This is a genomic window from Pseudoalteromonas sp. SG44-17 (assembly GCF_014164235.1).
In the GTDB taxonomy this organism is placed as follows: Bacteria; Pseudomonadota; Gammaproteobacteria; order Enterobacterales; family Alteromonadaceae; genus Pseudoalteromonas; species Pseudoalteromonas rhizosphaerae.
The window spans coordinates 18,250-36,638 of sequence record NZ_JACJEV010000026.1 but is presented as its reverse complement, the minus strand read 5'-3'; the positions used below and the strand labels follow the sequence as shown (position 1 = coordinate 36,638).

The 18,389-nt window shown below is 42.2% G+C and carries 18 protein-coding genes; 3 read left to right on the top strand and 15 right to left on the bottom strand.

Annotation, left to right across the window (positions count from 1 at the left end; translation table 11 throughout):
- Window positions 1-2 precede the first annotated feature (2 nt).
- The 15 genes from H5182_RS16435 to cutA form a co-directional block, all read right to left on the bottom strand.
- On the bottom strand, window positions 3-626 hold the full coding sequence (locus H5182_RS16435) for a tetratricopeptide repeat protein (protein WP_145238110.1): 624 nt from the start codon (window positions 624-626) through the stop codon (window positions 3-5).
- 148 nt (window positions 627-774) lie between these two features.
- Window positions 775-2,088 carry an adenylosuccinate synthase gene (locus H5182_RS16430; RefSeq protein WP_145238109.1) on the bottom strand — a complete coding sequence of 438 codons (1,314 nt, stop codon included), beginning with the start codon at window positions 2,086-2,088 and terminating at the stop codon, window positions 775-777.
- A gap of 216 nt (window positions 2,089-2,304) precedes the next feature.
- Complete coding sequence (gene hflC / locus H5182_RS16425; RefSeq protein WP_145238107.1) at window positions 2,305-3,183, bottom strand: protease modulator HflC; 879 nt, start codon at window positions 3,181-3,183, stop codon at window positions 2,305-2,307.
- A 5-nt stretch (window positions 3,184-3,188) separates the two neighbouring features.
- Entirely contained in the window at window positions 3,189-4,355 is a 1,167-nt protein-coding gene (gene hflK / locus H5182_RS16420; protein WP_145238104.1) for an FtsH protease activity modulator HflK, read from the bottom strand.
- Between the two features lie 106 nt (window positions 4,356-4,461).
- The gene (hflX, locus tag H5182_RS16415; RefSeq protein WP_149980498.1) at window positions 4,462-5,745 is read right to left on the bottom strand and encodes a ribosome rescue GTPase HflX; all 1,284 of its coding nucleotides are present in this window, start codon (window positions 5,743-5,745) and stop codon (window positions 4,462-4,464) included.
- Between the two features lie 16 nt (window positions 5,746-5,761).
- Window positions 5,762-6,025, bottom strand: coding sequence for an RNA chaperone Hfq (gene hfq / locus H5182_RS16410; RefSeq protein WP_064668197.1), 264 nt, complete (start codon window positions 6,023-6,025; stop codon window positions 5,762-5,764).
- Between the two features lie 79 nt (window positions 6,026-6,104).
- Window positions 6,105-7,022 carry a tRNA (adenosine(37)-N6)-dimethylallyltransferase MiaA gene (gene miaA / locus H5182_RS16405; protein ID WP_182760335.1) on the bottom strand — a complete coding sequence of 306 codons (918 nt, stop codon included), beginning with the start codon at window positions 7,020-7,022 and terminating at the stop codon, window positions 6,105-6,107.
- 10 nt (window positions 7,023-7,032) lie between these two features.
- Window positions 7,033-8,880 carry a DNA mismatch repair endonuclease MutL gene (gene mutL, locus H5182_RS16400; RefSeq protein ID WP_182760334.1) on the bottom strand — a complete coding sequence of 616 codons (1,848 nt, stop codon included), beginning with the start codon at window positions 8,878-8,880 and terminating at the stop codon, window positions 7,033-7,035.
- Between the two features lie 16 nt (window positions 8,881-8,896).
- Window positions 8,897-10,240, bottom strand: coding sequence for an N-acetylmuramoyl-L-alanine amidase (locus H5182_RS16395; RefSeq protein ID WP_145238092.1), 1,344 nt, complete (start codon window positions 10,238-10,240; stop codon window positions 8,897-8,899).
- A gap of 29 nt (window positions 10,241-10,269) precedes the next feature.
- Complete coding sequence (tsaE, locus tag H5182_RS16390) at window positions 10,270-10,743, bottom strand: tRNA (adenosine(37)-N6)-threonylcarbamoyltransferase complex ATPase subunit type 1 TsaE (RefSeq protein ID WP_145238089.1); 474 nt, start codon at window positions 10,741-10,743, stop codon at window positions 10,270-10,272.
- A gap of 128 nt (window positions 10,744-10,871) precedes the next feature.
- On the bottom strand, window positions 10,872-12,212 hold the full coding sequence (accC, locus tag H5182_RS16385; protein WP_145238085.1) for an acetyl-CoA carboxylase biotin carboxylase subunit: 1,341 nt from the start codon (window positions 12,210-12,212) through the stop codon (window positions 10,872-10,874).
- A gap of 26 nt (window positions 12,213-12,238) precedes the next feature.
- On the bottom strand, window positions 12,239-12,700 hold the full coding sequence (gene accB / locus H5182_RS16380; RefSeq protein WP_182735549.1) for an acetyl-CoA carboxylase biotin carboxyl carrier protein: 462 nt from the start codon (window positions 12,698-12,700) through the stop codon (window positions 12,239-12,241).
- 33 nt (window positions 12,701-12,733) lie between these two features.
- Window positions 12,734-13,186: a type II 3-dehydroquinate dehydratase gene (gene aroQ / locus H5182_RS16375; protein WP_145238079.1), complete on the bottom strand. Its 453-nt coding sequence runs from the start codon at window positions 13,184-13,186 to the stop codon at window positions 12,734-12,736.
- A 227-nt stretch (window positions 13,187-13,413) separates the two neighbouring features.
- Window positions 13,414-15,243, bottom strand: coding sequence for a protein-disulfide reductase DsbD (locus H5182_RS16370; RefSeq protein WP_182760333.1), 1,830 nt, complete (start codon window positions 15,241-15,243; stop codon window positions 13,414-13,416).
- Window positions 15,243-15,563, bottom strand: a complete 321-nt coding sequence (gene cutA, locus H5182_RS16365; protein ID WP_182732161.1) for a divalent-cation tolerance protein CutA — start codon at window positions 15,561-15,563, stop codon at window positions 15,243-15,245. The genes H5182_RS16370 and cutA overlap by 1 nt, the downstream gene beginning before the upstream one ends.
- Before the next feature lie 211 nt (window positions 15,564-15,774).
- Between cutA and H5182_RS16360 the strand changes: the two genes are divergently transcribed.
- From H5182_RS16360 to groL, 3 genes are all read left to right on the top strand, one after another.
- Complete coding sequence (locus H5182_RS16360) at window positions 15,775-16,251, top strand: FxsA family protein (protein ID WP_182735547.1); 477 nt, start codon at window positions 15,775-15,777, stop codon at window positions 16,249-16,251.
- 153 nt (window positions 16,252-16,404) lie between these two features.
- On the top strand, window positions 16,405-16,692 hold the full coding sequence (locus H5182_RS16355) for a co-chaperone GroES (protein WP_054204533.1): 288 nt from the start codon (window positions 16,405-16,407) through the stop codon (window positions 16,690-16,692).
- A 47-nt stretch (window positions 16,693-16,739) separates the two neighbouring features.
- On the top strand, window positions 16,740-18,386 hold the full coding sequence (groL, locus tag H5182_RS16350) for a chaperonin GroEL (protein WP_145238063.1): 1,647 nt from the start codon (window positions 16,740-16,742) through the stop codon (window positions 18,384-18,386).
- The last annotated feature ends 3 nt before the right edge of the window (window positions 18,387-18,389 follow it).

Sequence of the window (18,389 nt, the reverse complement as noted above, 5' to 3'; positions counted from 1 at the left end):
ACCTACATCGGCAAGCGTGCTCGCGCGACAACACTATCGGGCATTTTTTGCGCCAATTGGGCTAGCGAGCGTTCAATCTTTTTATGGGTTGCTTTATCTGCAACCATACTATGAAATAACCAACGATATGCGTCTTCGTAATCACGTGGACTGCCATAGCCTTGATTAAATAAATTAACTAACCGCAATTGTGCTTTTAAATTACCTTGTGATGAAGCTTCACGTAGGTAAGTCACAGCAAGCGCTTTATCCTTTTGCACTAATCGACCCGTGTCATAGTATCGCCCGAGTTGCTCTAATGCCGCCGCTAAGCCTTGCTGCGCTGCTTGACGCATATAATACACACCAAGCTCTACATTACGATCAACACACACCGCATACGCCAGCATATCGCCATATAAAAATTGATAAGAAGGCAGTGCCATTTTATTGGCTCGTGCTTCGATATCTTGTACTAACTGGCAGTCATCTGCCTTTACACGCGCAAGATGTGTATTACTATTGATCAAAGCAAGCAGCTCAGTTTCTGTATATAGTGGCACGGCAGCTATGGTCTCTTCAGACTTGGCGTGGCTTGCCAGCAAAAACGATAACGGCACTAATGATAAACAAGTTAACAAACGCATTTAGGTCACTTTAAATTAAAAACCATCTTGCTAAAGTTTATACAAAGATCGTTCCATAATGAAATTTATAAATAGCTTATTTATTATAAACACTATCCCCAGACACAAAAAAAGCTGCACAAGGCAGCTTTTTTAGTACTATTAGTAATTATGCAAACGGACTGCGTAATACCATAGTTTCTACACGGTCAGGACCTGTAGAAATAATATCAACAGGTACACCGGTGATTTCTTCAATGCGTTTGATGTAATCAAGTGCCGCTTTTGGTAGCTGCTCAACAGTAGTAGCACCCACTGTATTTTCAGTCCAACCAGGCATCTCTTCATAAACTGGCGTTACTTTATCATAACCTTCAGCAGCAAGTGGCGTCACATTAGTGATAGTGCCATCTTCTAACTGATAACCAGTACAGATTTTTAGTGTTTCTAGACCATCTAACACGTCTAGTTTAGTTAAACAAAAACCTGAGATAGAGTTAATTTGTACTGCACGGCGCATAGCCACAGCATCTAACCAACCAGTACGACGTAAGCGACCAGTCGTTGCACCAAACTCATGACCTACGGTACCTAAGTGCTTACCAACTGGGTCTTGTTTTTCTAAACCGTCGTAAAGCTCGGTAGGGAAAGGACCAGAACCAACACGCGTGGTGTAAGCTTTGATAATACCTAGTACATAATCAAGATTTAACGGACCAAAACCAGCACCTGTAGCAACGCCACCAGCAGTAGTATTTGAAGACGTTACATATGGGTAAGTACCGTGATCGATATCAAGTAATGTACCTTGCGCGCCTTCAAACAAGATGTTGTCGCCCGCTAGACGCGTTTGATCAAGTAACTCAGTTACGTCAACAACCATTGCTTTAAGGATATCTGCAACAGCCATTGCATCATCAAACGTCTGTTGGAAATCTACCGCATCTACTTTGTAATAATTTACTAAAGTAAAGTTATGGTATTCCAATACTTCTTTAAGCTTCGCAGCGAATAATTCAGGGTTGAATAAGTCACCGATACGCAAACCACGACGGGCTACTTTATCTTCATAAGCAGGACCTATGCCGCGACCTGTTGTACCAATCGCTTTATTACCACGTGCTTTTTCACGAGCTACATCTAATGCGATGTGGAAAGGCAAAATAAGCGGACATGCTTCACTGATCAATAAACGTTCACGTACTGGTACGCCACGTTCTTCAAGCATGCCAATCTCTTTCATTAGCGCTTCTGGTGAAACAACAACACCATTACCAATCACACACTTAACATTGTCACGTAATACACCCGATGGAATAAGGTGTAAAACTGTCTTTTCACCTTCGATTACCAGTGTATGACCAGCGTTATGGCCACCTTGGTAACGAACTACTAAAGATGCTTTGTCTGTAAGGAGGTCAACTACCTTACCCTTACCTTCGTCACCCCATTGGGTGCCTAATACAACAACGTTTTTACCCATTGTAAATTCACTTAGAAAAAATTAGGACGAGATTTTACCAGATAATGAGGGGAAAGATCACCCCCGTTTAGGTTATTTTTTCTGCGCAGTCGTACAACGACCTTTGCAATAAAAATTAACTGGTTGAATAACATTAAGTTACTCATAAAAATTCATCTTACTAAAAGAAAAACCCTGCATACACAGGGTTTGGATTTGTGCTAGATTTAGAAAAGATTACTGCGCTGCAGCACCTTTCATATATCTAAAGAAGTCACTGTCTGGTGATAATACCATTACGTCTTGCTTATCTTTAAAGGTCTTTTTATAGGCCTCTAATGAACGTACAAAACCAAAGAATTCAGCATCTTTATTGTACGCATTGGCATAAATAGCCGCAGCTTTTGCATCGCCTTCACCGCGAACGGTACGGGCATTACGCTCAGCATCAGCCAGCATTACTGTGACACGACGGTCAATGTCAGCACGAATCGTTTCGGCTTTTTCTTGACCTTCAGAGCGATGCTCTTTAGCAACAGCAGTACGCTCTGCACGCATACGTTGGTAAATCGAATTACTCACTTCTGACGGTAAATTGATTTGCTTAACACGTACATCAAGTACTTCAATACCTAGCTCTTGAGCACTTTCAGAAGCTTGAACTAATGCTTCTTCCATTAACTCGCTACGTTCACCGGAAACAATCTCACGGATAGTACGTGAACCAAAGTTAGTACGTAGACCATTATTTACTTTTTGCTTAAGTAGTGCTTCAGCGTATTGCTTATCACCACGGGCACGTAAGTAAAAAGCACTAAAATCACTAACACGCCATTTTACAAACGAATCAACTATTAAGTCTTTTTTCTCACTAGTAACAAAACGATCCGGTGCACCATCTAATGTCTGAATACGCGCATCAATACGACGTACTTGACTAAAGAAAGGTACTTTGAATTGTAAGCCAGGACCATAAACAATTGCTTTATCATCACTGTCTTTTTGCACTTTGCTGAATAGCATAACAATTGCTTTTTGCCCTTCAGGTACTACGAACACTGACGAAAAAGACAACACAACGGCCGCTAGTAATATAACTAAACTAAAGTTTTTCATTGCGCTTATCTCCCGTCGTTAAAGCGATCAGCACCAAAGCGGTCTGAACTTGAGTTCACAGTGCTATTGCGCGATGTATTAACTTTATTGCGTAAGTCGTTAATATCACTTGAGCTAGGTAATGCAACACGGGTTGCGTTCCCTTGCTTATCCATGATTTTATCAAGCGGTAAATACATCATATTATTGCCGCCCTTAACATCAACTAACACTTTTGAACTGTTACCTAGCACTTCTTCCATGGCATCAATATATAAACGCTCACGGGTTACACGCTTAGCAGCCTGATATTCAGGTAATAGCTTTTCAAAACGCGCGACTTCACCTTGTGCTTCTAAAATAATGCGCTCGCCGTAACCTTCAGCTTCTTGCGTCATACGGGTAACTTGACCACGAGCACGTGGCTCAATTTCACGCGCGTATGCTTCAGCTTCACGAATAAAACGTTGTTCATCTTCTTGTGCGGCAATGGCATCATCAAACGCGTCTTTAACTTCAGCCGGTGGGCGTGAGTCTTTAAAGTTAACGTCAGTTACGATCAAGCCTAAGTTATACGGTTCGATGATTTTATTCAGTTCATCCCAGGTATTTTGACGCACAACCTCACGGCCATTTGTTAATACTTGGTCCATTTTTGAATGACCAACAACATAACGCAGTGCACTCTCTAGCGCTTCTTCTAAGCTAGAATCAGCATTAGTTACACTAAATTTGTATAGGAAAGGGTCAATTACACGGTATTGCACCTGAAACTCAACGCTTACCACGTTTTCATCTTCAGTGAGCATAAAACCAGACGTCGATAATGAGCGAACGGCTTCAATATCTACCGGAATTACCGTTTCAATAAACGTCATTTTCCAACGCAGACCTGGATCTGCAATGCGGTCAAATTGACCAAAATGTAAAACGATGCCGCGCTCTGCTTCTTTCACGGTATAAATACCACTCAATGCCCATACAATTGCAGCAATGATCAGTACAAATGAAAGACCAGCTCCACCAAGTCCGCCGCCGCCATTGCCGGATTTATTACCGCCAAATAAGCCACCAAACTTGCTGCTGAATTTACGAAACACCTCGTCTAAGTCAGGTGGGCCTTGATCACGTCCGCCTTTTTTGTTCCACGGATCTTTGTCATTGCCATTATTACCCGGTTCATTCCAGGCCATAGCTATACTCCATTGTTATCTAAATAATTTAGGTAATTACGTTAAATCTAACAAAAATACCGCAGTTCTCATACTAAAAATGACATTGTGCAGTAGTTTTTTCGAATTACGAAATAAAAGCGTCGATTTCAGGACCAAACTCTTTTCTTAAACGATTCCATTCTACCATAGGCAGTCGAGTAGCAAGTAACCAATGACCCTGTTCATCAAAGTCTTCTTGATGCACGGCATTTAAATTGAACAACGCAGCACGTAAACGACCATATTGCGGAGCTAATTTAAGCGTATGAACAAACATTTTCTTTGCTAACAGCTCGCTGATAGCTTCAGACAATAGTTCACACCCTGCGCCACTGTGTGCCGACAACCATACTCTAATAGGCATGCCTTCATCGTCACGGTCAATACGTGGTTCAATATCTTCAAGCGCATCAATTTTGTTGTAAACCAACAATTGCGGCACTTCATCAGCTTCTATTTCTTTAAGAACCGATTGTACCTGTTCAATATTCTCTTTACGACGATGATCCGCAACATCGACCACATGAAGTTGTAAATCAGCTTCACGAGTTTCGGTTAGCGTCGCTTTAAATGCGGCAACTAAGTCATGGGGTAAATGGCGAATAAAGCCAACGGTATCGGCTAAAATTATCGAACCAACATCTTCTATTTCGAGTTTGCGTAAAGTTGGATCAAGCGTCGCGAACAGTTGATCAGCAGCATACACATTAGAGTTAGTAATGCGATTAAATAGCGTCGACTTACCCGCATTGGTATACCCTACCAACGACACCGTAGGAATTTCATTGCGGTTACGAGCACGTCTACCTTGCTCACGCTGCACTGCCACTTTCTCTAAACGCGCGCGAATACTTTGAATACGAACTCGCAATAAACGTCGATCTGTTTCTAGCTGAGTTTCACCAGGCCCGCGCAAACCGATCCCGCCTTTTTGGCGTTCAAGATGCGTCCAGCCTCGGATCAAACGCGTCGACATATGACGCAATTGTGCTAGCTCAACCTGCAACTTACCTTCATGGGTACGTGCACGTTGCGCAAAAATATCAAGAATAAGCGTCGTTCTATCAAGCACACGACATTGGCAAACGCGTTCTAAATTGCGTTCCTGTGACGGTCTGAGTTGATGATTAAAAATGACGACATCTGCGTTGTGGATTTTGACAATCTCAGCGATTTCTTCAGCCTTTCCGGTACCGACGAATAGTTTCGGATGTGGTGCTTGACGGCTGCCTTGCACAACCGCCAAACTGCTAACACCAGCAGAAGATACCAACATTTCCAATTCATGAAGATCTTCACGATCCCCTTCTTTTGGAAAGTCGATATGAACTAAGACTGCCTGTTCGCCGGCTTCATAACGGTCAAACAAACATTATGCTCCTAATTTAAAAATTTCCAGCTTCAGGCTCTTCACCGTCTTCGCTTCCTTGAATACCTTGGAAGTTAACAGCACGAGCAGGAACTACGGTAGAAATCGCATGTTTATACACCATTTGATTCACGGTGTTTTCTAGTAAAATAACAAATTGATCAAATGACTGGATCTTACCTTGTAGTTTGATGCCATTAACCAAAAAGATTGATACTGGAATACGCTCACGACGTAGCGCATTCAAAAATGGGTCTTGTAACGATTGGCCTTTTGCCATGTTATTTTCCTTCGTTCTAGGTGTTATTATAATTAAGTGGCTGAACTCATTTAACAAAGCTAAAAAATTTCAACTACTACTAGCTTAGCGAACTTACAACACGTTGCAAGTTTTCTTCATCACCCGTTGTTAACCACGTTACATCGGGCCAACCTCTTAACCACGTCAATTGACGCTTAGCAAGCTGTCGTGTTGCTGCAATACCGCGAAAGACCATTTCATCGTAATCAATCTCGCCAGCAATGTAATCCCACATTTGTCTATAACCCACGCAACGAATGGAAGGTAAGTTAGGGTGTAAATCCTTACGTTGATATAGGGATGAAACTTCATTTTCAAACCCCTGCTCAAGCATTATTTTAAACCTTTGTTCAATTCGCTGGTGTAAATCGGCGCGATCATCAGGCGCAATAGCAAATTGATGAAAAGTATACGGTAAACTCGGCTGCTTACTTTTTTGTAATTCAGTCATTGTTTTACCCGTTAATCGGTAAACTTCAAGGGCGCGGTTAATGCGTTGCGAGTCATTCTCGCTCATTTTTTGTGCCGCTTGCGGATCAATTATCTCAAGCTCTTTATAAAGTGCCGGCCAGCCATGTTGCTTAGCTTGTTGCTCAAGCTCTGCTCGTACTACCGAGCATGCTTCAGGTAATGGCGATAATCCATCAATTAATGCTTTAAAGTACATCATTGTACCACCAACTAATACAGGCACTTTACCTTGTTGGTGAAATTGGTCAATCTTTTCAATTGCATCACGACGAAAATCAGCTACTGAGTAACTTTCACTAGGGTCGATTAGATCAATTAAATGATGTGGCGCAAGCGCTAACTCATGTTGATCAGGTTTTGCCGTACCTATGTTCATATCTTTATACACTAAGGCTGAATCGACGCTGATTATTTCAGTTTTTAAATGTTGGCATAAGGCGATTGCTAATGCAGTTTTGCCTGCAGCGGTTGGGCCCATTAAAAAAATGACCGGTAAATTACTCAACTCAATAACCTTAATCTAACTGTGCTAAAAAATAACTTAAATCTATTTTAACTGCTTTTGCAGATAAACGCTGGATTGTTTGCGGATTATTTTGCATTCGCGTAACCGCCAAGGCAAAAGCTTGGCTGGCAAAAAAGCGCTCGGGCACTTGGCTAAGCTGCCAGTTTAGCCATTGCTCCACACTATTAAGCTCAGCCTTAGTGGCTTTTAATAGCGCATCTACGGCTTGGCTCACATCAAGCAGATACAAACTCTGTGGCAACTTTTTAACCATCACAAATTGCTTTTCAATCAATAACTCAAAGCCCAGCAAGGTAAACCATGATTGTTGCTGTGTTAAGCTTTGGCTGTCTTCTTTACTGATATTAACTCGCACAGGCAATAGTAAGGCTTTTCCTTCTAAGCTGCCTTGCTCAGCAATAAGCTCAAGCCAATCATTGACTAATAAATATTTAAAGTGTGAGCAATATAATTGCTGTTGCAGGCTAAATACACAACCGCCATCACTTTGTACCAGCAACGGCTGCGCACTTTGCGTCTGTAACAATGGTGCTACTTCTTGAGTAACGCCAATAGGTTGATCAAAATGGCTGGCGTGTTGCTCATTGACCCCTTGATAAAACGCATTCACATCTTGATGATTTGTCCGGCTCGCTTGCTTACTTCGCTCGCTTGAACCTGTATATCCACCACCACTAGGTGCTAAATTAGCACCGTAGCGAGCTTGCTCCGCTGGTTGTAAGTGCGACTTAGGATAATCAAACAAACTGCCTGCTGTATTGCTGGAGTGAGCGGGTGTTGCTGTATGCGCTGCTTTAGCATCGCTGTGTTGCGAATCAACATGCTGAGTAACACCAGCAAACTCATCTTGAAGCGGCACCACGACTTGTTTAATTGCCTGCAGAATAAAATCATGCACTAAGCGACCTTGATGAAAACGCACTTCGTGTTTCGCAGGATGCACGTTTACATCCACTTGACGCGGATCAATGTCGATATAAATAACAAAGCCCGGTAGCTCTTCTTGGCCTGCGACTTCTTCGAACGCTTGACGAATGGCATGAGAAATAAGCTTATCGCGCATCATACGATTATTTACATAGGTATATTGCGTAGTATTACTCGAGCCAACTGGTAGCACCCAACCATGTAGCTGCAAGCCTGTATCGCCTGACTCAATATATAACCCCTGCTCAGCAAAGGCTTTACCTGCAACCTGAGCGACCCGAGCAATAGCCTGTGCAGGGTCGGTTTTAGCACGATATTGACGCACTACTTTATCGTTATGGGTGAGGGTAATTGACACATCAAAACGGCTCAGGGCAATACGCTTTATTAACTCATCAATGTGAGTGAATTCGGTTTTTTCGGTGCGTAAAAATTTACGTCTAGCGGGCGTATTAAAAAATAAGTCTTTAACTTCAATGGTGGTGCCGTCAGGGTGGGCAGTGGGTTTAATCTGCACCGCCATATCTCGCCCCTGCGCAAATGCTTGCCAAGCCGCCTCTTGCTGTTTGGTTTTTGAGCTAAGTGTCAAACGCGATACCGAACTAATAGACGCCAATGCTTCGCCGCGAAAGCCCAAAGAACAAATATTTTCTAAATCATCAAGGGACTTTAATTTACTAGTAGCATGACGAGAAAGCGCCAACGTGAGCTCGTCTTTATCAATGCCTGAGCCGTTATCACGAATGCGAATAAGCTTATGACCGCCGCGCTCAATATCAATTTGAATACGTGTTGCGCCTGCATCTAGGCTATTTTCAACGAGTTCTTTAACCACAGATGCGGGTCTCTCAACCACTTCGCCCGCAGCAATTTGGTTAGCTAATCGCGCGGGTAATATTTCAATGCTCATACTGATCCTAACGATTTTAACTTTGCGGAATGTCTAACTCTTGACCAATAAACAAGGTATTAGATTTTAATTGATTGACTTGTTTAAGTTTACCTACAGATACCCCATAGCGACTAGCTAACAAACTTAACGACTCACCAGGGCGAACTTTATGTTTAGTAGGATATTGCGATTTTAACGACGCAAACAGCGAATCATCCGGAGGATTTTTAAGATAATAACTTTTGATAGAAGTAAATATTGCTTTCGCTAAGCGCTCTTGGTGATTAGCACTTTTTAATAGTTTTTCTTCTCGCGGGTTTGAAATAAACCCAGTTTCGACCAAAATAGATGGAATATCTGGTGACTTTAATACCGCTAGGCTAGCCGCTTGCGGCTCTTTTTTATGTAACTTAGCGACCTTTTTAAGCTCATGAACCATGCCTTCAGCAACGCTGAAACCGGTTTTCATCGAATGATCCATCGACATATCCAACAGCGCCTGCGCCAAGTACTTTTCACTGGCCGTGTCTTTAATCACTCCAGCAGCACCACCGAGTAGCTCTGAATGTTTTTCTTTATCTTCTATCCATTTACCAATTTCTGAATTAGCACGACGAAGTGATAACACCCAAACAGAGGCGCCATTTGGTTGCGGGCTAGTAAATGCATCCGCATGAATTGAAACTAAAAAGTCAGCCTTTTTCTGCCTTGCACGGCTAGTGCGAGTATTAAGTTTGACAAAGTAATCTCCACTTCGCACCATTCGCGAAATCATCCCGCGTTCAGCATCAATCATCCGCTCTAAGCGTTTGGCAATTTGTAGTGTGATATCTTTTTCATAAGTACCAGAGGGGCCAATTGACCCAGGGTCTTCGCCGCCATGGCCTGCATCAATAGCAATAATAATATCGCGTTGTTGATTAAGCTCACGCTTTTTAACCGCAGTATTACTCGTTGCAGCTACTGGCTCTGCTTGATTTTTGTCATATAAGTCGACCACTAAACGATTTTTATAAGGTCCCGTTGGCGCCAGTGCAAAAATCACCGGTTTAACGGCCCCTGTAAGCTCAAAAACAAATCGTACCCCCTGGCTGCTTTTCGCTTTCGAGTAACGTAGTTTACTGACGATTTGATGCTTACTGGGAATAGTTGGTAGGTCTTTTATTTTATCTGTATTTTCTAAATCGACCACTAAGCGCAGTGGATTTTTTAGCATAAAATAACTGAAGTCGGGCTTATCCGTTAAGTCGAATACTACCCGCGTACTATCTGGCGATGGCCACACCCGTACACTATTGATAGTATTTTGTGCATAGAGATTAGCACTGATTGCTAACAGCAAAAAAGCACCCATCCACTTTATGACAACTCGACTCATCGGTATCTTCACACCCTTATTATTTGTTGTTATTCACTATGGTTTTTGAGTTTATCCACGATACTGTGACCACGCGGGCTAATGCTTTGGATCTCAATTGCTCGTGCATCGCCGACATAACGTAAAGTAATATCTAAGTCTGGTGTTGGGATAAACTCGCCGCCTTTTTCAGGCCATTCCACCACACAAATAGCTGTTGGCGAAAAATAATCTCGAATACCCATGTATTCTAATTCTTCTGGATCGCCTAAACGATATAAATCAAAATGATAAACATTGGCCGTTGCCAACTCATAAGGCTCCACCAGCGTATAAGTTGGACTCTTAACTTTACCTTGATGACCAAAGCCTTGGATCACACCACGTGTTAAAGTGGTTTTACCTGCTCCCAAATCACCGTGTAAGTAAATAACTGCACCTTGCTCCATTAGCATAGCAAGTTGATTGCCCATTTTAACCGTTGCAGCTTCATCAGCGAGTTGAAAACCAACACAGTGCGTCATTCTAACCTCATGGATAGTATTAAAAACGATAACTTGTTAATCATACCAGATTATTTTACTAAGGCGAGAATCGACACTTATAGACACAAAAAAACCGGCAAAGTTGCCGGTTTTTTTTGTAATTAGGACTATAGACCTAATTTTTTCTCAAGATAGTGGATATTAGTACCACCATTTTGGAAGTTTTCATCCGCTAAGATGCGCTTATGTAATGAAGTATTAGTTTTAATACCGTCAATCACAAGCTCATTCAATGCGTTACGTGCACGGGCAATTGCTACATTACGGTTTTCACCGTAAGTAATTAATTTACCGATCATTGAATCATAGTGTGGTGGCACTGTGTAGTCAGCATAAATATGGCTGTCCCAACGAATACCTAAACCACCTGCTGGGTGGAAACGCGTAATTTTACCCGGTGACGGGATAAACGTTTCAGGATCTTCAGCATTAATACGACACTCAATTGCATGACCACGAATAACGACATCGTCTTGCGTGAATGATAGTGGTTGGCCCGCTGCAATTTTTAACTGCTCTTTGATCAAATCAACACCGGTAACCATTTCTGTCACTGGATGCTCAACCTGAATACGAGTGTTCATTTCAATGAAATAGAACTCACCATTTTCGTATAAGAACTCAAATGTACCCGCACCACGATAACCGATTTCGATACATGCACGCGTACAACGCTCACCGATAAACTTACGCACTTCAGCAGTAATACCTGGTGCTGGCGCTTCTTCGACTACTTTTTGATGACGACGTTGCATAGAACAATCACGTTCACCTAAGTGAACAGCATTACCTTGCCCGTCAGCCAATACTTGAACTTCGATATGACGTGGGTTTTCAAGGAATTTTTCCATGTAAACCATGCTATTACCAAAGAACTGTTTTGCTTCTTGTTGCGTTAAAGCGATTGAGTCAATTAACTCAGCTTCACTGCGAACAACCCGCATACCACGACCACCACCGCCACCAGCGGCTTTAATGATCACTGGGTAACCGATACGTTTAGCGATTTGCATGTTGCGGTCTTTATCATCCGATACCGGACCATCTGAACCTGGTACACATGGTACGCCAGCTTTACGCATTGCTTCGATTGCAGATACTTTATCGCCCATTAGACGAATCGTGTCGCCGCGCGGACCAATAAACACAAAACCACTTTGTTCAACTTGATCAGCAAAATCAGCGTTTTCTGCAAGGAAACCATAACCCGGGTGGATAGCAACTGCATCGGTTACTTCAGCTGCCGCAATAATGCGCGGAATGTCTAAGTAACTTTCAGTGGCAGAAGGTCTACCAATACATATTGTTTCATCTGCAAGCAATACATGCTTAAGATCGCGATCCGCCGTTGAATGCACAGCAACCGTTTTGATCCCAAGCTCTTTGCAGGCGCGCAATATACGAAGTGCAATTTCACCTCGGTTTGCAATGACTACTTTATCTAACATTAGAGTTGGCCTTTTAGGTTGCGCTATTATTCAATGATGAATAAAGGTTGATCAAATTCTACTGGCTCGCCATTTTCAACTAAAATCGCTTTCACGGTGCCCGCTTTATCTGACTCAATTTGGTTCATCATTTTCATCGCTTCGATGATACAAAGCGTATCACCTACTTTGACTTGTGAACCCACTTCTACATATGAAGGCGCTTCAGGAGAAGCTGCTGTATAGAAAGAACCAACCATTGGCGATAATACTTGATGGCCAGTAGGACCGGCAGGTGCTGCCGCTTCTGCGCTTGCAACAGGTGCAGCTGCAGGGGCTGGAGCCGGTGCTGGTGCGTACTGTGGTGCATAATGCGGAGCGTAAGCAGGACCTGCACTCATATTATTACGATTGATACGTACTGATTCTTCACCTTCGGTGATTTCTAATTCAGCAATACCTGATTCTTCTACTAGTTCAATTAGTTTTTTGATCTTGCGAATATCCATGAACGACCCGCCTGTTAGTTTGTTAGTTTAAAATTAATTCGAGTTTTGCAACCGATTGACCGCAGCTTCAAGTGCTGCGCGATAACCCATTGCGCCTAATCCACATATCACGCCCTGCGCCACATCAGAAAAATATGAATGATGACGAAACGCTTCCCGCGTGTGCACATTAGTTAAGTGCACTTCAAAAAACGGGATATCAACAGCCAGTAACGCATCACGTAAAGCCACGCTTGTATGCGTAAATGCCGCTGGGTTGATAATAATGTAATCAATGACCTGCCATGCACTATGTATGTGCTCAATTAAAGCTTGCTCACTATTACTTTGAAAATGCGTTAGCTCAACATCTAGACCATGCGCAAACTCAGTTAGTTCGCTCATAATCTCACTCAGTGTTTGTAAACCGTATTTTTCTGGTTCACGCTTACCCAGCATGTTTAAGTTAGGGCCATTTATAACTAAAAGTTTAAATTTTGCAGCCATAATACGCGATAATCCTATAAATAATGAGTTAAGCCATTTTGATTAGAAATCCCCGCAAAATGTAGAGGGGGAAAACTAAAATAGCAAGTATTTCTCACGTTAACCACCTATTATAGCCAGTTCGATGTAAATAGCAGCAAAATACTGGTCTAATCACTAGTAACCACCACAAAAACAAAAACGCCACTCATATAAAGTGGCGTTTAAAATAGCGGTGCGAAAAATGTTTATTTAGCGCTATTTTTCACTTTTGCTAAATGCTCAGCAAAGTCCTTGGCATTTAAAAAGCCCGTCACACGCTGTGCTGCAAGCTCTTCACCTTGTGTATCAAAAAACAAAATACTGGGTAAACCAAATACCGAAAACTCTTCCATTACAGCAATTGTTTTATCATCACTTTCGGTCAAATCAATTTTTAACAACTCAAAGTTTGCAAACTCACCTTGTACTTTAGCGTCAGGAAAAGTGTATTTCTCGAACTCTTTACACGCAACACACCAATCTGCATATAAATCGACCATCACTAAACGACCATCACTGTTTGCATCATTTATTGCTTGTTTGAGCTCAGCTAAGTCAGCAACTAATTTAAAGCCGCGCTCTTGTTGCTCGCCATTTGCGGCACTAACAACTTGCGCTGTTGGCCATATATAGTTTTTAGTTAAGCTCACACCGCTAACAACTAATAACGTTGCAACAAACCACAATGCAGTTTTTAACTTACCTTGTGTTTGAGCGCTCTGCCAATGATGTAAATACAAGGCCGTTGCTAATGCTAATAAGCCCGCCATAAGTAATATGATGTCTGCATCGACAATACGTTCAAGCAAGATCAATGGCACTACCAGCATGATAAAACCAAACAGGGTTTTAACTTGTTCCATCCAGCCGCCTGCTTTTGGCAATAATTTACCGCCGGAGGTGCCTAATAACAGCAGCGGAATACCCATCCCTAAACTCAGCACATACAAAGTTAAGCCGCCAACTAAATAATCGCCGCTTTGCGCAACAAACAATAGCGCAGCTGATAACGGTGCAGTGGTACAAGGTGACGCAATTAAACCCGATAAAACCCCCATTAAAAACACGCCAATGTAGTTGCCGCCTTTTTGATTATTACTTACTTGTGTGAGCTTATTCATCATGCCGCTAGGGAGCTTTATTTCGTACCAACCAAACATCGACATAGCGAGTAAAACGAATAATAAACTGAAACTAATCAATACATATGGGTGCTGCAAATAACCTTGCACTTGACCACCAAGTGATGCAACCACAAGGCCCAGCGCCGCATACGTAACGGCCATACCCTGCACATAAACAAAAGAAAGCGCAAAAGCTTTTCTAGTGGAAAGATTTTTTTGTCCTGCAATTAGGCTCGACAAAATAGGAAACATCGGAAATACACATGGCGTAAATGCCAGACCAATACCGACCAAAAAGAAAATCGCTAAGTTCGCTAACAAACCTTGCGAGGCCAGTTTTTCAGTAAAGTTTAATTCTTTTTCTGAGTCATCATCTTGCGTTACAACATTCTCTGCAGCAGCCGCTGATTCAGCGTTAAGCGCAGCTAATGCATTGCCTGCTGTCGCGTTATCTGTTGTAGGGGTTTCACCGGCAATCGTACTCAATGGAATAGTAATGATCTCTGGCGGGTAACATAGCCCTGCTTCAGCACAGCCCTGATAGCGAACTTTAATTACGCCATCTTCAGCTATATTACTTAGCTTACTGATCACACTCAGTGAATCAAAAAACACTGCTGTTTTGCCAAAGAACTCATCTTCAATGATCACGCCTTTACCAAGATCGGGCACTTCAATATCAGCACCTTTACCAATAATTTCTAGCTTCTTTTTATATAGGTAATAACCCGGCGCAATATCCCAACCAACAAAAAGTGTGCTGCCTTGCTGATCAAAATCAAATGAAAATGCCTGATCAACAGGTAAAAATGTTTGCTCTTTGGGCTGCAGCAAATCACTTAATAAATTATTAGTTGCAGCCTGTGCTGGCATTAACGACAGCGCACAAAGCAATAAAAGAAAACAACGCATTAATTAAGCACCTCATCCATCCAATTAAAATAGGCTAAATTGCCAGTGGCCACATCAATAACCTGTATTTCAGGAATTTCATAACTATGTAATTGCTTGATAGTTTGAATCAATTCATTCATTTTTTCTGACTTCGTTTTAATTAATAATTTACACTCGGTTGCATAAGCAACCTCTCCTTGCCACATATAAACAGATTCCACATTTGGAAGAATGTTCACACACGCAGCTAATTTAAGCTTAACTAATTGCTCAGCTATGGAGCGTGCCTCACTTACATCTGCGCAAGTGGTAAAAATAAGTCGAAAATGAGTCGTCATATTGAACCTTTGATTGATTGCTCTGCCCAATGCCATAGTAGCTGATAGCTAAGGCAAAGTGTAGTTAACCTAAACTGCGGATAATAAATCGCTTAATCAGAGTTCAGGCGATTTAGCCAACACTGCTTTACCACTAGCCTTGAAAAAAGACCTGATAACCCATATTTATATTTCATCAACTCAACTGAGTGATCACTATTTAGAGAGCCTTATGTTTAGATTTTTGTTTTTATTATTTATTCTCGTGCCAATTATTGAAATTGCGTTGTTAATTCAAGTAGCTGATGTAATTGGTGGATTCGCCACTATTGCACTGGTTATTGTAACCGCAATATTCGGCGCAAAATTAGTTAGAACACAAGGTATGGGCGCACTGCAAAATGTGCAAACACAAATGGCGCAAGGGCAAATGCCAGCCAAAGAATTATTTACCGGTTTATGTGTGATTATTGCTGGCATATTATTGCTAACTCCAGGCATTATGACCGACGTATTCGGTTTTTTATTATTGACCCCGGCCATTCGCAATAAACTAGCTGCAGGCCTTGCTAGTCAAGCAACGGTGCGTATGAGTGCAGGCATGCAACAAGGTCCAACAGCATTTAATCAGCACACCCATTCAGAGCCAGAACCTCGCAAAATGAGCGAGCCGACCACTATTGATGGTGAGTACGAGAGAAAAGATTAAAAATTTTAATTTTTATCACTTGGGTTTTGAAGCAATACCCCCATTACTGAGTACAACTAAATCAATTGCCTTGAACCACAGGGTTTAATGCAAACTGGTACATATAAAGCTTTTTTCTGTCCTGTTCAGAAACTGTTAGGAGAACTAAATAAAATGAACATTCGTCCTTTACATGATCGCGTGATCGTTGAGCGCCTAGAAGAAGAAACCAAATCTGCTGGCGGTATTGTATTAACTGGTTCTGCGGCTGAGAAATCAACCCGCGGTAAAGTTGTTGCAGTGGGTAATGGCCGTACTCTAGATAACGGTGATGTGAGAGCATTAGAAGTTAAAGTCGGTGACACTGTGTTATTCGGCTCATATGTTGAAAAAGCTGAAAAGATCGAAGGTCAAGAGTACCTGATCATGCGTGAAGACAATATTTTAGGCATTGTAGGCTAAAGCTACTTTTCGTTTAACAAACATTCAGAATTCAAAGGAAATTAATCATGGCAGCAAAAGAAGTACTTTTTGCAGGTGACGCACGCGCTAAAATGCTAGCTGGCGTAAACATCTTAGCAAACGCAGTTCGTGTAACTTTAGGTCCTAAAGGCCGTAACGTAATCCTAGACAAATCATTTGGCTCTCCAGTGATCACTAAAGATGGTGTATCAGTGGCAAAAGAAATCGAACTTGAAGACAAGTTTGAAAATATGGGCGCACAAATGGTTAAAGAAGTTGCATCTAAAGCAAACGATGCAGCCGGTGACGGTACAACTACTGCAACAGTATTAGCACAGTCAATTGTAAACGAAGGCTTAAAAGCGGTTGCTGCGGGCATGAACCCAATGGACCTTAAGCGCGGTATTGATAAAGCAATCATCGCAGCTGTTGCTGAGCTAAAAGAACTTTCAGTACCATGTGCAGATGCAAAAGCAATCGCTCAAGTGGGTACTATTTCAGCTAACTCTGATAAAGAAATTGGCGACATCATTGCAGAAGCAATGGAAAAAGTAGGCCGTAATTCAGGTGTAATCACTGTTGAAGAAGGTCAATCACTTGAAAACGAACTAGATGTTGTTGAAGGCATGCAGTTTGACCGTGGTTACTTATCTCCGTATTTCATCAACAACGCAGAAAAAGGCGCTGTTGAATTAGATAACCCATTTATTCTACTTGTAGATAAAAAAATCTCTAATATTCGTGAGTTGCTACCTACATTAGAAGCCGTTGCTAAAGCAAGCAAACCATTACTTATCATTGCTGAAGACCTTGAAGGCGAAGCACTAGCTACTCTAGTTGTTAACAACATGCGCGGTATCGTTAAAGTATCAGCAGTTAAAGCACCTGGTTTTGGCGACCGTCGTAAAGCAATGCTACAAGATATCGCAGTATTAACTGGCGGTACGGTTATCTCTGAAGAAATCGGCCTTGAACTTGAAAAAGCGACAGTTGAAGATTTAGGTACTGCAAAGCGCGTAGTTATCACTAAAGATGATACAACTATCATCGATGGTGCAGGCGAAGAAGCTGGCATCAACGGTCGCGTTGCGCAAATCAAAGCACAAATCGAAGAAGCAACATCAGACTACGATAAAGAGAAACTACAAGAGCGCATGGCTAAACTTGCCGGCGGTGTTGCGGTAATCAAAGTAGGTGCTGCTACTGAAATAGAAATGAAAGAGAAAAAAGACCGCGTTGAAGATGCACTTCATGCAACTCGCGCTGCGGTTGAAGAAGGCGTAGTGCCTGGTGGTGGTGTTGCACTAGTACGTGCAGCAAGCAAACTTGTTGATTTAGTTGGTGACAACGAAGATCAAAGCCACGGTATCAAAGTAGCACTACGTGCTATGGAAGCACCACTTCGTCAAATCGTTACCAACGCAGGTGACGAAGCGTCTGTTGTTATTAACGCAGTTAAAGGCGGCACGGGTAACTTCGGTTACAACGCAGCAACTGGCGAATACAACGACATGATTGAAATGGGTATCCTAGATCCAACAAAAGTAACGCGCTCTGCACTACAATTTGCAGGCTCGATTGCTGGCCTTATGATCACCACTGAAGCAATGGTAGCTGAAATCCCAAAGGATGAAGCTGGCGGCGCTGACATGGGAGGCATGGGCGGCATGGGTGGTATGGGCGGCATGATGTAATTC

Excerpts from the sequence above, each read along its gene's own strand:
- H5182_RS16435 (WP_145238110.1), bottom strand. The coding sequence starts at position 626 with ATGCGTTTGTTAACTTGTTTATCATTAGTGCCGTTATCGTTTTTGCTG.
- H5182_RS16430 (WP_145238109.1), bottom strand. The coding sequence starts at position 2,088 with ATGGGTAAAAACGTTGTTGTATTAGGCACCCAATGGGGTGACGAAGGT.
- hflC (WP_145238107.1), bottom strand. The coding sequence starts at position 3,183 with ATGAAAAACTTTAGTTTAGTTATATTACTAGCGGCCGTTGTGTTGTCT.
- hflK (WP_145238104.1), bottom strand. The coding sequence starts at position 4,355 with ATGGCCTGGAATGAACCGGGTAATAATGGCAATGACAAAGATCCGTGG.
- hfq (WP_064668197.1), bottom strand. The coding sequence starts at position 6,025 with ATGGCAAAAGGCCAATCGTTACAAGACCCATTTTTGAATGCGCTACGT.
- mutL (WP_182760334.1), bottom strand. The coding sequence starts at position 8,880 with ATGAGCATTGAAATATTACCCGCGCGATTAGCTAACCAAATTGCTGCG.
- H5182_RS16395 (WP_145238092.1), bottom strand. The coding sequence starts at position 10,240 with ATGAGTCGAGTTGTCATAAAGTGGATGGGTGCTTTTTTGCTGTTAGCA.
- tsaE (WP_145238089.1), bottom strand. The coding sequence starts at position 10,743 with ATGACGCACTGTGTTGGTTTTCAACTCGCTGATGAAGCTGCAACGGTT.
- accC (WP_145238085.1), bottom strand. The coding sequence starts at position 12,212 with ATGTTAGATAAAGTAGTCATTGCAAACCGAGGTGAAATTGCACTTCGT.
- accB (WP_182735549.1), bottom strand. The coding sequence starts at position 12,700 with ATGGATATTCGCAAGATCAAAAAACTAATTGAACTAGTAGAAGAATCA.
- aroQ (WP_145238079.1), bottom strand. The coding sequence starts at position 13,186 with ATGGCTGCAAAATTTAAACTTTTAGTTATAAATGGCCCTAACTTAAAC.
- H5182_RS16370 (WP_182760333.1), bottom strand. The coding sequence starts at position 15,243 with ATGCGTTGTTTTCTTTTATTGCTTTGTGCGCTGTCGTTAATGCCAGCA.
- cutA (WP_182732161.1), bottom strand. The coding sequence starts at position 15,563 with ATGACGACTCATTTTCGACTTATTTTTACCACTTGCGCAGATGTAAGT.
- H5182_RS16360 (WP_182735547.1), top strand. The coding sequence starts at position 15,775 with ATGTTTAGATTTTTGTTTTTATTATTTATTCTCGTGCCAATTATTGAA.
- H5182_RS16355 (WP_054204533.1), top strand. The coding sequence starts at position 16,405 with ATGAACATTCGTCCTTTACATGATCGCGTGATCGTTGAGCGCCTAGAA.
- groL (WP_145238063.1), top strand. The coding sequence starts at position 16,740 with ATGGCAGCAAAAGAAGTACTTTTTGCAGGTGACGCACGCGCTAAAATG.